A 14,934-nucleotide genomic window follows, 5' to 3' on the forward strand; every position below is an offset into this window, starting at 1 on the left:
GCTCCTGATTCAACTCAAGATTGGATAAAGACATTGACCGGGAAATTCCCCAGCGCGGTGCTGATCAGCAGCTCCCTTTGGGGTGTGACTGTGACGCTTGAAAAAAGTCCCTTCAGTTTTTCATCCTGGGCGGCGAACGGTAACGATATGCGGGTATCGCCCCAATCCGACGCAGCCACCAGCGGCACGGCACTGTTTTCCAGCAAGTGCGCCGCATGGACCGGTACGACAATGATCGCCCGTTGTTGCGAGTCCTCGCGCATGAAGGCCAGTATCCGCTGGGCCTGTTCGCCGAGCACTTCCAGCGGTTGGTAGCGGCCCTGGCGCCATAACTGCGGATACTCGGCCCGCACGGCTAGTGTCCTGGCGATCAAGGCTTGCTTGATCCGGCCGTCACGCCAATCGCGTACCAACGCGGTAGGGGTGTTCTCGGCGCGCATCGCCTCGCGGCGTGCCTGGAAATCCACCGGGCGACGGTTGTCCGGGTCCACCAGGCTGAAGTCCCAGAACTCGTTGCCTTGGTACAGGTCCGGTACGCCGGGTACGGTCATGCGCAGCAAAGTTTGCGCCAGACTGTTGAGGGCACCCGCCGGGGCCACGGCCTGGACCGCCTCGGCGATGGCGCTGCGCAAGGGCAACCCCTCATCGCCCAGCAGCAGGCGTTCGAGGAACATCTGTGTGGCTTGTTCGTAAGCGTCGTTGACCGCCGCCCAACTGCTTTGCAGCTTGGCTTCACGCAAGGCCTTGCGTTGCCATTGCCACAGGCGCTCGTTGTAGGCGGCCAATGCCTTGTGTTCCTGATGGTCAAGGTCCAGCGGCCAACTGCCGAGCAGTGCCTGGTAAAGGATCAGCTCATCACCGGCCGAGGGCGCCGCCGGATCGCTGTGCAGTGAAGGCGCGAGGATGCGCCATTGTTCGACGCAGGCGGCGTACCAGTCGGCGCGTTCGCTGAGCACGGCCAGCCTGGCGCGGGTGTCTTCGCCGCGCTTGTGGTCGTGGGTGGCGGTGGTCATCAGGTTGTCGGGAAAATGCTCGAGGCGTTCGAGACACGCCTGGTGGAATTCCTGCACCGGGGCGCTGAAACGCTCGGTGTTATAGCCCACGTCATTGCGCGACAACAGCACCGCCGAGCGATAGAGGGCGGTGTCCTCCACGGCTTTGGCGGCGGCCGGCGAGGTCAGTTGCTGGAAGCGCACGCAGGCGTGACGCAGGCGTTTGCGCTGGCTGCCGCGCGGGCGTTGCCGCCAGGGCATTCCACCGAGCCAGCCGGCCAGGCAATCGAGCACCGGCCAGTCGGCTTCGCTGAGGGTTTGCCGGGCGCCTTCCAGGGCCTGGTTGAAAAACACTTCGTCTTCGGCGGCGCGTCCCAGGGGTGTGATGTAGGTGCGGTACACCGGGAAATGCACGATCAACTCCTGCAAGGCCCGTCGAATCGCGCCCAGCGTCAGGTCGCGGGTCATCACATCGTCCCGGGCCACTTGCAGCAGGGCCTGGGCGACGCTTTCGAAATCCCCGGCCAGGGAGCCATTGAGTATCTGCTGGCGGGCCAGGCGGGCTTCTTCGATGAAGTGCGCCGGCCGCTCACTGTGCCGGCTCCAGAACTCGGCGAGGGGAGCGGCGCCGGCCGGGTCATGCTGCAGCAGCGAGACCTGGTTCATGAACTCGTAACCGGTACTGCCGTCGATGTTCCAGTCCCGCCGCAAGGTCTCGCCATCACCAAGGATCTTTTCGACGAAAATCGGCAAGTGTCGGTTCGGCGACAGTGAATCGACGCGTCGGCGTAGTTTGCGGCAGTAACCCCGAGGGTCGGCGAGACCGTCGATGTGATCGATCCGCAGCCCGTCCACCAGTCCCTCGCCGATCAACTCGAAGATCTTTGCATGAGTGGCTTCGAATACTGCTGGACGCTCGACCCGCAGCCCACCCAGTTCGTTGACATCGAAAAAACGCCGCCAATTGATATCGTCCGCAGCGGTGCGCCAGCTGGCGAGGCGGTAGCTCTGGCGCTCCAGCAACTGATGCAGGCGTTCGAAACCCAGGGGCTGGGTGGAGTCATAGCCACTCAGGTTGTCCTCGATGGCGGCCAGGATCCCGGTTTGTGCCGCCAGCGCCTGCAACTCCGTTTGCAACGGGCGGGCGAGGGTGTGGGCATCGGTCTGGTAATTGAGCGTGGTGAAGCGCTCAGCCAGGGTCTTGAGCGCTTCGGCTTGCTCGACGGGCAGCGTTTCGGCCGGTTTGAGCAGTTCGCCGTAGTGCATCGGGCAAATCGGGAAGCGGTGTTCATAGTGCTCGACGTAGAAGCTGCCGTGGGTGGCGTCGAAGCGCAGTTGCAAGGTGCCTTCCTGCAAGGCCACGCCGTAGTCGCTGCCCAGGAACGGCAGCAACAATTGGCCTTCCATCAGCGGGTCCGGGGAATGCCACTGGATGTCGAAGAACTCGCCGTACGGGCTCAGCCGTCCCCATTCCAGCAGATCCAGCCACCAGGGGTTGTCATTGCCGCCAACGGCCATGTGATTGGAGACGATGTCGAGGATCAAGCCCATCCGGTGCTCGCGCAAGGCGGCGACCAGACGCTTGAGCGCGGCTTCGCCACCCAGCTCGGGGTTGACCAGGGTCGGGTCGACGACATCGTAGCCGTGCATGGACCCGGCGCGGGCCTTGAGCAGCGGCGAGGCATAAATGTGGCTGATGCCCAGCGAGGCGAAGTACGGCACCTGGGGGATGGCATCGTCCAGGGTGAAGCCTTTATGAAACTGCAGGCGCAATGTTGCCCGCAGGGGTTGGATCAACGTCTGTTTCATCGGTCACGCTCGTTCGCCTGAAGCCTCGCGCAGGCGAGTATTTCCAGACGCCGGGCGGCGTCCGGGTGATCCAGCAACGCCTGGCTTTGCCCGGCGAGGCGGCGGCGCCAATTGGGATGGGTGTCGGTGGTACCAGGCAGGTTGGCCTGCTCCTCGATGCCCAGGGCATCTTCGAGCGGCAACAACACCAGCGGCGCGCGGGTGTGGCCGAGGAAACGCACGCTGGCATCCAGCACCTGGTCGGTCTCGCGATGTTCTTCGCGAAAGTTCTGCGGATCCTGGTTGAGCACTTGGCGCAGGCCTTCGCGTTCGCGCTCGCGGTGTTTGCGCCAGTCCATTTCGGTGGGGGAATCGATCAGGTCCAGCCGGGCGTTCCAGTCGATGTCGTGACCGTGCCACCAGCCGTTGAGCGTCGGCAAGTCGTGGGTGCTGGTGGTCGCCAAGGCGTTGTCCGGCCAGTCGAGGATAGGCTTGAAGTGGGTGTTGTCCTGTTCGAACAAGAGCACGCGCATGCCGAGGATCGAGCGTGCGCTGAGTTTGTCCCGCAAGCCCTCCGGTACGGTACCGAGGTCTTCGCCGAGGACGATGGCCTGGTGCCGATGGGATTCCAGTGCCAGCAGGCGCAGCAGGTCGTCCACTGGATAATAAAGGTAGGCACCGTCGCTGGGCGGGGCGTCGTTAGGGATCACCCAGAGCCGTTGCAAACCCATGACATGATCGATGCGCAAGCCACCAGCGTGGGCGAAGTTGGCCCGCAGCATTTCAATGAAGGCGCGAAAGCCGTTGCGCACCAGGCCTTCCGGGGAGAACGCCGAAATGCCCCAGCCTTGGCCGGAGCGGTTGAGAATGTCTGGCGGGGCGCCCACGGTCAACGATGCGAGCAGTTCGTCCTGGCGACTCCAGGCCTGGCTGCCACCGCCATCGGCCCCCACCGCCAGGTCGGCGATCAAGCCGATGCCCATGCCGCTGGATTTGGCTGCGCTCTGGGCGCGTTCCAGGCAACGGGCGATCAACCATTGGCAAAAGGCGTAGAAACCGATCTCGTCGGCATTTTCTTCGGCGAAGTGGGCCAGGGCCGAGCTGCGCGGATCGCGCCATTCCTCCGGCCACTGCCGCCAGTCGAGGCTTTCGCCCCGGGCGGCGCGTTCGGCCTGCAAGGCCTCGAAGCGGCAATGGTTTTCCAAGGCTTCGCCGCTGGTGTGGCGGAAACTGCTGAAGTCTTCGTGCAGCGGGTGCGCACCCTGGCTGAACCCGTCGTACAGGGCGCGGAGGATTTTCTGCTTGGCCTGGGCGGCGACCGGCCAATCGATCAGCGGCTGCTCTTCCAGGGCGCGCAGTTGGTTGGTCAAGCCGGTGGCGTCGATAGCGGAGCGCAGGGCGCGTTCACCGAGGATGGTGCCGGGCGCGGCGTACAGGCTGTTGAGGAACAGTCGGCTGGACGGTGAGTAAGGGCTGTAGCGCCCGGTGTCGCTGCTGAACATCGCGTGCATCGGGCTGATGGCAATGGCTTCGGCACCGCGCTCGCCAGCCACACGGGCCAGTTCTTCCAGGGCCTGGGTGTCACCGAAGCCACCGTCACCGGGGCGTCGCAAGGCATACAGCTGCGCGCTCAGGCCCCAGGCCCGTGGCGTCGGGTCGTCCACGGCATCGGCCACGCTGTAGCAGCGTGCGGGCGCGACGGCGAGGGTGAAATGCTGGTCCCGGATGCTGACGTGCTGATAACCCACTGGGATCATCCCCGGCAGCTTGGCGTCGGCATCGAGGTTCAGGTTCAGTGTCGCGCCGTCTTCGAGTTTGATTTCGCAAGGTGTCCCGGCCTCGAAGTAGCGGCTCAAGTCCAGGCTGGCCCCGACGTCGGCGGTGATCAGCGGTGGCAGCTGATGGTTCTGTTGATCTTCCTGCAACTGCAGCAGGCTGGCGTCGATTTCCTGGGCGCTGCCGGCGGGATGGCCCAGGCCAGTGAGGACTGAACGCAAGACGGCCGGCGAGACCTTCTGGGGCCGGCCGTTGGCATCGATCCAATCCACCGCCAGGCCCGCTCGGCTGGCGAGGATTTCCAATTGCGCATCGCTCATAGGCGCTCTCCAGTGATGTTGGGCAAGGTTGTCGCCTGCGTCAGACTGACCAGCGCGCTGTGGGGCGCAAGGACGCCCTGTTGCAACAGACCCATGACGTGCTGCGGATGTTCGAAAAGAATGCGTGCCTCTTCCGGGGCGTGGTGTTCGACGGGCTGATCACCAAGGTTCAGGTCGATGCGCAACACACTGCCATCGCCCAGTCGCCAGCGCGCGCAGACGGCGCCGTTGCCCAGCACATCGGCCCCCAGGGCCTGGGCGCCGGGCAGGCGCGGGACGATCTCTTCACGGCGGATTTTCAGCAGTTGGCGATACAGCGCCTCGCTGGCCTGCTGTTCCGCTCGTTGCGGTTCCAGGCTTGGCCGTGAAGCCTCGAAGGTGCTGGCCGCGTTCGGGTCGGGAATCCGCTCGCGTGTCTGCGGATCGGCAAAGGCACTGAACGCCTTGAACTCGTTGCGTCGGCCTTCGCGCACCAGCTCTGCCAGCTCGCCGTGATGACTGGTAAAGAACAGGAACGGTTGTTCGGCCGCCACCTCGTCGCCCATGAACAGCAGTGGGATCATCGGTGACAACAGCAACAATGCCGTCGCCGCTTGCACGGCCTGGGGCGCGGCAAGCTGATGCAGGCGTTCGCCCAGGGCACGGTTGCCAACCTGGTCGTGGTTCTGCAGGAACAGCACGAACGCGCTCGGTGGCAAGTGACCGCTGGGTTCTCCCCGGGATTCGCCGTGGCGATTGAGGTGGCCCTGGAAGACGAAACCCTGGCTCAGGCAGCGTGCCAGTTGTTCCGTCGGTTGCTCGGCATAGTCGGCGTAGTAGGCGTCGGTCTCACCGGTCAGCAGCACGTGGAGGGCATTGTGGCCATCGTCGTTCCACTGAGCGTCGTAGCCCTGTTCCAGCAGGCTGGCCTGGTTGTGTTCGTTTTCCACGGTTAGCCAGACATGCCGGATCGGATCTACCTGTTCGCGCACCCTGGCCGCCAGTTCCTGGAGGAAGTCCGGGTCTTCGATGGCGTGTACCGCGTCGAGGCGCAGGCCGTCGAAACGGTACTCCAGCAACCACATGAGCGCATTGTCGATAAAGAAGTCCCGCACTTCGCGGCGGCGGAAATCAATCGCCGCGCCCCAGGGTGTGTGCTTGTCTTCGCGGAAGAAGCCCTTGGCATAGCGGTGCAGGTAATTGCCGTCGGGGCCGAAGTGGTTGTAGACCACATCCAGAATGACGGACAGCCCATGGCCGTGGGCGCTGTCGATCAGATGCTTGAGCTGTTCAGGTGTGCCGTAGGAGGCTTGGGGTGCGTAGGGCAGGACCCCGTCGTAGCCCCAGTTGCGATCGCCGGGAAACTGCGCCAGTGGCATCAGCTCGATGGCGGTGACGCCCAACCCGGCCAGGCGAGCCAAATGCTGTTCGACGCCGTTGAAGCCGCCCAGGGCGCCCACGTGCAATTCGTAGATCACGGCTTCGTGCCAGGGGCGGCCGGACCATTGGGTGTGCCGCCACGGGTAGGCATGCGGGTCGACCACCACGCTGTGGCGGTCGATGTCGCCGGCCTGGGCGCGAGAGGCCGGGTCCGGCACCTCCAGCTCGCCATCGATGTTGTAGCGATAGCGGGTGCCGGCGGGGCAACGGGTCTGGATCATGAACCAGCCGTCGGCTTGGGGCAGTAGCGGTATTGAATCTCCAGTGTCGAGTTCGACACTGACAAAAAAAGCATCCGGGGCCCAGAGGGCGAAGCGGGTGTGCTCGTCATCCAGCATGACCGCCCCGTGGGTCCATGTCTCAGGCGTCCTTGACGTCATTGTTACCTCATTGTCTGGCCGATTTTCCCAGTGACTTCGCCACCAGCTGTTCGTAGAGTTCGGCGTAGGGTTCCACGGCCTTGCACCAGTTGAACGGCGCAGACATGGCCCGGCAGCGCATGGCGTTGAGCAGGTCGGGGAATTCGAAGACCTTGAAGGCTCGGCTCAAGGCTTGTTGATAGCTCTCTACGGTGGATTCATCGAACAGGAAGCCGGTGATGCCATCTTCGATGGTGTCCGCCAGGCCTCCGGTATTGCGCGCCACCGGCAGCGAGCCGAAACGTTGGGCGTACATCTGGCTCAAGCCGCAGGGCTCATAGCGCGACGGCATCAGCAGGAAATCGCTGCCGGCGAACATCCGCCGCGCATCGGTTTCGTTGAAGCCGATGCGCACGCCGATGCGGCCGGGAAAGCGCAGCGCCAGCTCGCGCATGGCCTGTTCTTCCTCGGGTTCGCCGCGGCCGATGATGGCGATCTGGCCGCCGGACTCGACGATGAACTCGGCGACCGCTTCGGTCAGGTCCAGGCCTTTCTGGTAGACCAGGCGCGACACCACGGCGAACAATGGGCCCGTGGAATCGTCGAGACCAAACAGTTCCCGTACATGGCTCGCGTTGACGGACTTGCCTTCCCAGTCGCCCATGGCGAACTGGCGAAACAGGTGAGTGTCGGTGGCCGAGTCCCAGCTTTCATCGATGCCGTTGGGGATGCCGCTGAGCAAGCCTTGTTGGGTCTTGGCCGCGAGGAAACCGTCGAGCCCGCAACCAAACGCCGGGGTGGTGATCTCCTGGGCGTAGGTGGCGCTGACGGTGGTGATATGGCTGGAGTAGGCCATCCCGGCCTTGAGGAACGACAATTTGCCGTAGAACTCCATGCCTTCCTGTTGCAGGGCGTGCTCGGGGATGCCCAGTTCCGGGCAGGAGGCCAAGCTGACCACACCCTGGTACGCCAGGTTGTGGATGGTAAACAGGGTCGGGGTGCGTTGCCCGCGCCAGTGCATGTACGCCGGCGCCAACCCGGCTGGCCAGTCGTGGGCGTGGACCAGGTCCGGGCACCAATGGATCTGCGCCAGGTTGGCGGCGATGTCGGCAGCCGCCAAGCCCAGGCGGGCGAAGCGAATGTGGTTGTCGGGCCAGTCGCGGCCGTTGTTGGCACCGTAGGGCGAGCCTTCGCGGGCAAACAGTTCCGGGCAGATCAGTACGTAGATCACCAGGCCGTCGGCCATGTCCATGCGCCCGATCTTGCAGGGCGGCAGCGCGGCGTGGCCGCCCAGCTCGCCGACGACGTGGATCGGATTGCCGCTGTTCATCACTTGCGGATAACCAGGGATCAACACCCGGACATCATGCAGCCCGGCCATGGCCCGGGGCAGTGCCGAGGACACGTCGCCCAGGCCGCCGGTCTTGACCAGGTCGGCGATTTCCGAGGTGACGAACAGGACTTTCTTGCGATTGGGGTTCTGTCGAACGACGGGGAGCAGTGCCTTGCCGCCGGTGGCCAGCACCGGGGCCGTCGGCGATTCGGCCGCCGGCGGTAATTGAGAACGGACGTGTTGTGGTTCCAAGGCAGCACTGATCATACATATCTCCCATTTTCTCGATCTGTTTCCGGCACGCGCCAGAGCTGTTGTTTCATTGGCCAAATCCTGCGGCCAGGCGCACAAGCGCAACGCAAGGAAAGCGAACGGCTACCCAAACGCGGCGAAGCGAATCAGCTGAAGGAGCTGTTGCAATGACCAGTGCAAGGACTGCACCAGTCGCTGTTGCCCTACCTCTAACCTGACCTGTCGCCGTTGCGAAAAGTTTCGACTTTTTTTCGTCTGGATGACCGGTCGGTTTTCCCCCCGGTTAGGCAGTCTAGGTCAGATCCTAGAGCGGTGCGCCTCGGTTCGTCGCATTGTCCGACAATCACGTTTTTTAGCGGCAATGTCTTACACGACGAAGAGGAATACGCACCGACGAAGTGCAGTTTCCTGCAAAGAAAAAAGTGTAGGGGGAGGGGGTTGGTTCATTGGCGTGCGCGATGGAATGGCGTGTTGCACCATCAAGGGGCGGGTGGAATAGAGGCGTTTTAATGGCCAATAACACCCTGGGAAACACACTGTCTCCTGTGGGAGCGAGCTTGCTCGCGATAGCGGTGTGTCAGCCACAAACCTTGCAACTGATCCTCCGCTATCGCGAGCAAGCTCGCTCCCACAAGGGGCATGATGGTGGGTGATGTAGCGGGTTCAACCCGCCGGCGTCAGCAATCGAATCGGCGTGCCCTTTGCCCAGGCCTGCAGGTCTTCGATCATCAGGGAATAGAACTGTTGGTAATTCTGTCGGCTGACGTAACCCACATGAGGCGTGGCCAGTACGTTGTCCAGGGTGCGGAAGGGATGGTCGGCAGGCAGGGGTTCCTGGGCGAAGACGTCCAGGGCGGCGCCAGCCAGGCGCTGGTGCTGGAGGGCGTCGATCAGGGCGGTTTCGTCGACGATCGGCCCGCGGGAGGTGTTGACCAGCAGCGCTTCGGGTTTCATCCAGCCCAGCGCCTGGGCATCCACCAGGCCGCGAGTGCGTTCGCCGAGCACCAGGTGGATCGAGAGAATGTCGGCCTGTTCGAACAACGCCTGCTTGCTGACGTAGGTCACGCCGACTTCGGCAGCCCGCTCGGCGCTGAGGTTCTGGCTCCAGGCGATGACCCGCATGCCGAACACCTGGCCGAACTGCGCCACCCGTGTGCCGATGCTACCCAGGCCGAGGATCGCCAGTGTCTTGCCGTGCAGGTCGCCGCCCAGGCCTTGCTGCCACAGGCCGGCGCGCAAGGCAGTGGCTTCCGGCACCAGGTTGCGGGTCAGGGCCATGATCAGCGCCCAGGTCAATTCGGGTGCGGCGTGCTTGTAGCTATCGGTGCCGCACACCTGGATGCCCAGCTCGGCAGCGGCCTTCAGGTCCAGGGCGGCATTGCGCATGCCGCCGGTAAGCAGCAGCTTGAGATTGGGCAGGCGGTGCAGCAGGCCTTCGTCGAACACGGTGCGTTCGCGCATCACGCAAATCACTTCGAAGCGCTGCAAGCGTTCGGCGAGGGTGTCGCGGTCGGCGGGGTAGTCGTGGAGAAACGTCACCTGGCCGATGCTGTCCAGCACCGACCAGTCCACCACATCGCGTGCCACATCTTGCCAATCGTCTATGACTGCTATTTGCACCGCCATGGAACACCTCGTCAGGGAATGGGTTTGTCCAGCCAGCCCAGCAGGGCCTTGTGGAATCGATCCGGCTCTTCCATCTGCGGGGCATGCCCCAGATTGGGGAACTCCACCAGGGTCGAGCGGGGAATCAGCCCGGCCACCTGCTTGCCCAGTACCTCGTAGTGGCCCAGTTTGGCTTTGACCGCCGGCGGCGCGATGTCGCTGCCGATGGCGGTGGTGTCGGAGGTACCGATCAACAGCAGGGTGGGCACGGTCAGGTCCTTGAACTCGTAATAGACCGGCTGGGTGAAGATCATGTCGTAGATCAGCGCCGAGTTCCACGCCACTTGCATATGACCCGGGCCCTTGTTCAAGCCGGCGAGCATGTCCACCCAACGGTCGAACTCAGGCTTCCAGCGGCCGGCGTAATAGGTCGTGCGCTCGTAATTGCGAATGCCCTCGGCGGTGACTTTCAGCTCACGGGCGTACCATTGGTCCACGGTGCGATAGGGCACGCCCATGGCTTTCCAGTCTTCCAGGCCGATGGGGTTGACCATTGCCAGGCGCTCGACCTGATCGGGAAACTGCAAGGCGTAGCGGGTGGCGAGCATGCCGCCGGTGGAATGGCCGAGGACGATGGCGTTCTGTACACCGAGGGCCTTGAGCAAGGCTTGGGTGTTGGTCGCCAGTTGCTGGAAGCTGTACTGGTAATGCTCGGGTTTGCTCGAGGTGCAGAAACCGACCTGGTCCGCCGCGATGACCCGGTAGCCGGCCTCGCTCAACACCTTGATCGAATCGCCCCAGGTGGCGGCGCAGAAATTCTTGCCGTGCATCAGCACCACGGTACGGCCATTGACCTTGCCTTGGGCCGGCACGTCCATATAGCCCATCTGCAACGATTTGCCCTGGGACTGGAAGGCGAAGTGCTTGAGGGTATAGGGGTATTCGAAGCCCTCCAGCTGAGCGCCGTAGGCCGGGCCTTCCGGCGGGGTGGCGGCCTGGGCGAGCAGGGGCAGGGCGGCGGTGAAGAGCAGGCTGGGCAACCAGCGCGTGGGGGTTCGGGACATGGTCAATCTCCTTGTGGCCGCGGCCGATCCTGGCGCGACCCGATTATGGCGGTATTAACCACAGGCAACCGAACGGACCGAATGTTCAACCCATCCAGCCCAACGTGGCGAGGGCGAGCACGCCATAGCGCAGGCCCTTGGCCAGGGTCACGATCAGCAGGAAGCGCCGCCACGGCTCGCCCATCACCCCGGCCACCAGGGTCAACGGATCGCCGATGATCGGCAGCCAACTGAGCAGCAGCGACCAGCGGCCGAAGCGCTGGTAACGCACGCGAGCCTTGTCCAGGTGAGCCGGGCTGACCGGGAACCAGCGTCGGTCCTTGAAGTGCTCCAGGCGCGTGCCCAGCCACCAGTTCACCAGCGAACCCAGGACGTTGCCGACAGTGGCGACCCCCAGCAACAGCCAGGTTTCGTGGCGCTCGCTGAGCAGCAGGCCGACCAACAAGGCCTCCGACTGCAGCGGCAACAAGGTCGCCGCACCGAAAGCCGCCAGGAACAAGCCGATATAGGCTTCGCCCATCAGTGGGCCGGGTAATCCGCCACTACGGTTTGGGTCCCGTCTTTCTTCAGGCCAATCACTTGATAGGCATCGCTCATGCCGTCCATTTCCATGCCGGGCGAGCCCATGGGCATGCCCGGCGCGGCCACGCCGAGCAAGTCATCGCGCTTGCTCAACGCCAGCACCTGATCGGCCGGGACATGGCCTTCGACGAATTTGCCGTTGATTTCGGCGGTGTGGCAGGAACGCAGGTTTGGCGCCACGCCCAGGCGTTGCTTGACCGAACTCATGTCGGCCTCGACATGGTCGTTGACCTTGAAGCCGTTTTCTTGCAGATGCGAGATCCACTTCTTGCAGCAGCCGCAATTGGCGTCGCGGTGCACATCGATGGCGACGGGTTCGGCGGCCTGGGCCAAGGTAGTCATGAACAGGGTGCTCAAGGCGAGCAGGTGCAGGGGGTTGGCCATGAAGAAGGTCTCGTGTCGAACGGTTTGGCGGGAGGATAACAGAGTAGCGAGGGCAAGCTGACAGGGGGCTGAGGCGGGGATTACACAATTGTCAGGCTGGAAGGACGAACGCAGTCTTGTGGGAGCTAGCTAGCTTGCTCGCGATAGCGGTTTGTCAGTCACAATCTTGCAACTGATCCGACTCTATCGCGAGCAAGCTTTGCTCCCACAGATCTGACACAGGTGAATGGAGACGCTTCAGCGCACCTTGAACCGCCCCATGATCGTATTCACCCGACTATTGGCGTCCAGCAGTTGCCGGGTGTTGGCCTCGCTGGCCAGGCCACTTTCCACCAGTTCCTCCACCATGTGGCGGATTTGCACCATGCTGCGATTGATCTCCTCGGTCACCGCGCTCTGTTGCTCGGCGGCCGTAGCGATCTGGGTGCTGAGGCTGTTGATCTGGCTGACCGAGCCGGCCATTTCGTCCAGGCCCGAGTTGACCCTAGAGGTCGCATCGGCCGCCGACTGGCAACTGGCCTGGGTGTTTTCCATGGCCGAGACCGACGAGCTCACGCCTTGGGTCAGGCGGGTCAGCATTTCGTTGATTTCCGAGGTACTGGCCTGGGTACGGGCGGCGAGGGCGCGGACTTCGTCGGCCACCACGGCAAAACCACGGCCTTGCTCCCCGGCACGGGCAGCCTCAATAGCGGCGTTGAGCGCCAGCAGGTTGGTCTGCCCGGCGATGGCGCCGATCACGCCCAGGATCTCGGTGATGCGCTGGGCGTCTTGTTGCATGCTCTCGACCTTGCGGGTGGCGCTGGCGACTTCATCGATCAACGCCACCACACTGCTGGAGGCCTCACCGACCACGACGCGGGAGCGATCGGCATGCTCGTTGGCGCGTTGGGTGAACGCCGCAGTCTCGGCCGCGTTTTGCGCGACGCTTTCAGCCGTAGAGCTCATCTGGGTGATGGCGGTCACGGTCTGGTCGGTTTCCGAGGCGTGGCGCATCAGGATTTCGCTGGTATGGGCCGAGGTCCGTTGCAGATCGCCCAGGCTCGACGCCATGGCGCCGGTGGCCTGGGTGACTTCACCGATCATGCCTTGCAGGTAGGCGATGAAGCGGTTGACCGAATGACCGATCGCCCCCAATTCATCCTCGGCCCGGATGGTGATGCGTCGGGTCAGGTCGGCATCGCCGGTGGACAAGGCGTCGATGTTGCCTTTGAGCACCTTCATGCGATGGGTCAACTGGCGGATCGCGTAAAGCTGCATCAAGACCAGCAGGATCACCATCGGGATCTGCAGCAGGCTCAGCGTGCTCAGCACATCGTCGCGCTGGGCGGTGATCAGGCGGGTTGGCAATGCGGTCGCCAGGAACCACGGCGAACCTTCGATAGGGCGCATGAAGAAGGTGCTGGCCTCGCCCTTGTTGTCGAACTCGACCCGCTGCAACGGCTGGTCGCGCTGGGCCAGGCCCGCCTTGACCTGGGCGGCGAATGGCGAGGTGGCCGCCAGTTCGCTGATGTTCTTCAGCACGATCGGCCCGCTGATGCGCGAACTGTTGCTGATGATCTTGCCGTCGCCTTCGACGATCAGCATCTCGGCGCTCAGGTCGGCTTCCTTGCGTGCCACCAGCTCATTGAAGAAGCCCAGGGTCACGTCGATGGTGGACACGCCGTAAGGCACGCCGTTTTTCTGGATGGCCATGGCGCAGTTGGTGCGCGGTTCGGCGCTGGCGTCATCTTTATAGGCCGCAGCCCAGGCGCATTTGCCCGGTGGAGTGGCCATGCCGCCCTTGTGCCAGGGTTGTTCGTAATAGTTGGGCGCGGCGTCACTGTTCCAGAAGGTATTGACCACCAGTTTGCCGGACGCGTCGCGGTGCCAGAACGTGCTGAACTTGCTGCGACCCTCGGCCCGCTGGTTGGGCAAGGGCCAGATCCCGCCGCCGAAGACTTTCAACTCGCCGTACTGATCCACCAGCCCCGGCAACACTTTGTCGATGGCATCGCTGTCGAGCAGCGGGATGGTCTGGGTGATGCTGCGTTGCTGCGCCTGTACCTTGTTCAATTCGCCCTGGATCTGCTCGGCAACCTCGGCGATGCGGTTCAGGACCACTTGCTCTTCGGTGTGGCGCAGCTTGGGCGCGACCAGGTAACTGATGCCCACCACCGTCAGGAGGGACAGCACCAGCATGAAAATAACCAGAAACAGGGTGTAGCGTGCCTGAATAGTTCGGAATGAAGGCATGTGGGAAGTCCTTGCACGAAGGCGACTTTCTGGAGCAGGCGGATGGGCAGTCCTGACTATATCGGCCTGGGAGGACGCAGCTTTAGAGGTCAGTTGGTCGAGGGATAGAACGAGCGGATTGCACGAAGACACGCCTTCGGCTGTACCATGGGGGCCGTCGGCAACCCGTCATCCAGGCGATAGGGTGCGGACTTGACAAGCCTTCGGATACAGAACGGATACATTCAGGAAATTGGCAATGACTCATTCACAACGTTTGAAATACTCGATTCTGATCGTCCTCGTCGTCCTGGCAATCATGTTGGGGCTGTCCTGGATGCAGGGCAAGGGCATGATCAGCGAGCAGTTGTTTCAATACATCGCCATTGCCGTGGCGGTCATCGTGGTGGTGATCAACGGCGTAATGCGGCCCAAGGTCAAGCCCTGAGCGCCGGCTTCATTCCTCGGCCTCGAGCACGGCCATCGCGCTAGGGTGCAGGCGGTAGCTTTTATCGGCGTTGAGGGTCACGACCCCTTCGCTGCACAGGCGCTTCAATACCTCGCGAACGCTGAGAAAGGACAACGGAATGTCCAGCCCCAATAACTGGCTGTGCACACCACGCACACCCAGGCAGCGGTTTTCGTGGGCGGCCTTGAGCAGCGCGTCGATGACTTTAAGACGAATCAGGCTGGTCCTGAGCCCGAAGCTCTTGAGCAGGCGCCTGATGTGGTCATTGCCGCCGCGCTCTGGCGGCCTGTCGAATTCACGGTGAGTGGCGTTCAGCGAGACGCCGGTTGGCCTTGGCTTGCCCTCCATGGGCAGTTGCGCGTTACGCATGCAGAAACTCC

At 63.2% G+C, this 14,934-nt stretch carries 11 protein-coding genes; 1 reads left to right on the forward strand and 10 read right to left on the reverse strand.

All coding sequences use genetic code 11. The annotated features are described in order from the left end of the window. Positions 1-14: 14 nt before the first annotated feature. The 9 genes from PSH84_RS18475 to PSH84_RS18515 all read right to left on the reverse strand — a co-directional run bounded on the left by PSH84_RS18475 (position 15) and on the right by PSH84_RS18515 (position 14,106). Positions 15-2,801, reverse strand: coding sequence for a malto-oligosyltrehalose synthase (locus tag PSH84_RS18475; RefSeq protein WP_305481506.1), 2,787 nt, complete (start codon positions 2,799-2,801; stop codon positions 15-17). Further along, on the reverse strand, positions 2,798-4,876 hold the full coding sequence (malQ, locus tag PSH84_RS18480; RefSeq protein ID WP_122564610.1) for a 4-alpha-glucanotransferase: 2,079 nt from the start codon (positions 4,874-4,876) through the stop codon (positions 2,798-2,800). Before malQ ends, PSH84_RS18475 begins: the two co-directional genes overlap by 4 nt. Continuing rightward, positions 4,873-6,675, reverse strand: a complete 1,803-nt coding sequence (gene treZ, locus PSH84_RS18485) for a malto-oligosyltrehalose trehalohydrolase (protein WP_122564609.1) — start codon at positions 6,673-6,675, stop codon at positions 4,873-4,875. Before treZ ends, malQ begins: the two co-directional genes overlap by 4 nt. 7 nt (positions 6,676-6,682) lie before the next feature. Next, positions 6,683-8,254 (reverse strand): glycogen synthase GlgA, encoded by a 1,572-nt coding sequence (gene glgA, locus PSH84_RS18490; protein ID WP_122564608.1) that lies wholly within the window; start codon positions 8,252-8,254, stop codon positions 6,683-6,685. A 648-nt stretch (positions 8,255-8,902) separates the two neighbouring features. Further along, on the reverse strand, positions 8,903-9,865 hold the full coding sequence (locus PSH84_RS18495) for a D-2-hydroxyacid dehydrogenase family protein (RefSeq protein WP_305481507.1): 963 nt from the start codon (positions 9,863-9,865) through the stop codon (positions 8,903-8,905). 11 nt (positions 9,866-9,876) lie between these two features. Continuing rightward, positions 9,877-10,908, reverse strand: a complete 1,032-nt coding sequence (locus PSH84_RS18500; RefSeq protein WP_305471005.1) for an alpha/beta fold hydrolase — start codon at positions 10,906-10,908, stop codon at positions 9,877-9,879. Positions 10,909-10,993: 85 nt separating this feature from the next. Continuing rightward, entirely contained in the window at positions 10,994-11,428 is a 435-nt protein-coding gene (locus PSH84_RS18505; RefSeq protein WP_305481508.1) for a YqaA family protein, read from the reverse strand. Further along, the gene (locus tag PSH84_RS18510) at positions 11,428-11,874 is read right to left on the reverse strand and encodes a DUF411 domain-containing protein (protein WP_305481509.1); all 447 of its coding nucleotides are present in this window, start codon (positions 11,872-11,874) and stop codon (positions 11,428-11,430) included. The genes PSH84_RS18505 and PSH84_RS18510 overlap by 1 nt, the downstream gene beginning before the upstream one ends. A gap of 237 nt (positions 11,875-12,111) precedes the next feature. Continuing rightward, positions 12,112-14,106 (reverse strand): methyl-accepting chemotaxis protein, encoded by a 1,995-nt coding sequence (locus PSH84_RS18515; protein WP_305471010.1) that lies wholly within the window; start codon positions 14,104-14,106, stop codon positions 12,112-12,114. A 238-nt stretch (positions 14,107-14,344) separates the two neighbouring features. Between PSH84_RS18515 and PSH84_RS18520 the strand changes: the two genes are divergently transcribed. Then, positions 14,345-14,533: a hypothetical protein gene (locus PSH84_RS18520; protein ID WP_305481510.1), complete on the forward strand. Its 189-nt coding sequence runs from the start codon at positions 14,345-14,347 to the stop codon at positions 14,531-14,533. A gap of 9 nt (positions 14,534-14,542) precedes the next feature. Here PSH84_RS18520 and PSH84_RS18525 read toward each other — a convergent pair whose 3' ends face one another. Further along, positions 14,543-14,923 carry a fe2+ zn2+ uptake regulation protein gene (locus PSH84_RS18525; protein ID WP_122568560.1) on the reverse strand — a complete coding sequence of 127 codons (381 nt, stop codon included), beginning with the start codon at positions 14,921-14,923 and terminating at the stop codon, positions 14,543-14,545. Between the last annotated feature and the right edge of the window lie 11 nt (positions 14,924-14,934).

It is taken from the genome of Pseudomonas beijingensis, assembly GCF_030687295.1.
Taxonomy (GTDB): Bacteria; Pseudomonadota; Gammaproteobacteria; order Pseudomonadales; family Pseudomonadaceae; genus Aquipseudomonas; species Aquipseudomonas beijingensis.

Coding starts and splice junctions, on each gene's coding strand:
- malQ (WP_122564610.1), bottom strand. CDS start 4,876: ATGAGCGATGCGCAATTGGAAATCCTCGCCAGCCGAGCGGGCCTGGCG.
- PSH84_RS18475 (WP_305481506.1), bottom strand. CDS start 2,801: ATGAAACAGACGTTGATCCAACCCCTGCGGGCAACATTGCGCCTGCAG.
- PSH84_RS18525 (WP_122568560.1), bottom strand. CDS start 14,923: ATGCGTAACGCGCAACTGCCCATGGAGGGCAAGCCAAGGCCAACCGGC.
- PSH84_RS18500 (WP_305471005.1), bottom strand. CDS start 10,908: ATGTCCCGAACCCCCACGCGCTGGTTGCCCAGCCTGCTCTTCACCGCC.
- glgA (WP_122564608.1), bottom strand. CDS start 8,254: ATGATCAGTGCTGCCTTGGAACCACAACACGTCCGTTCTCAATTACCG.
- PSH84_RS18505 (WP_305481508.1), bottom strand. CDS start 11,428: ATGGGCGAAGCCTATATCGGCTTGTTCCTGGCGGCTTTCGGTGCGGCG.
- PSH84_RS18510 (WP_305481509.1), bottom strand. CDS start 11,874: ATGGCCAACCCCCTGCACCTGCTCGCCTTGAGCACCCTGTTCATGACT.
- PSH84_RS18520 (WP_305481510.1), top strand. CDS start 14,345: ATGACTCATTCACAACGTTTGAAATACTCGATTCTGATCGTCCTCGTC.
- PSH84_RS18515 (WP_305471010.1), bottom strand. CDS start 14,106: ATGCCTTCATTCCGAACTATTCAGGCACGCTACACCCTGTTTCTGGTT.
- treZ (WP_122564609.1), bottom strand. CDS start 6,675: ATGACGTCAAGGACGCCTGAGACATGGACCCACGGGGCGGTCATGCTG.
- PSH84_RS18495 (WP_305481507.1), bottom strand. CDS start 9,865: ATGGCGGTGCAAATAGCAGTCATAGACGATTGGCAAGATGTGGCACGC.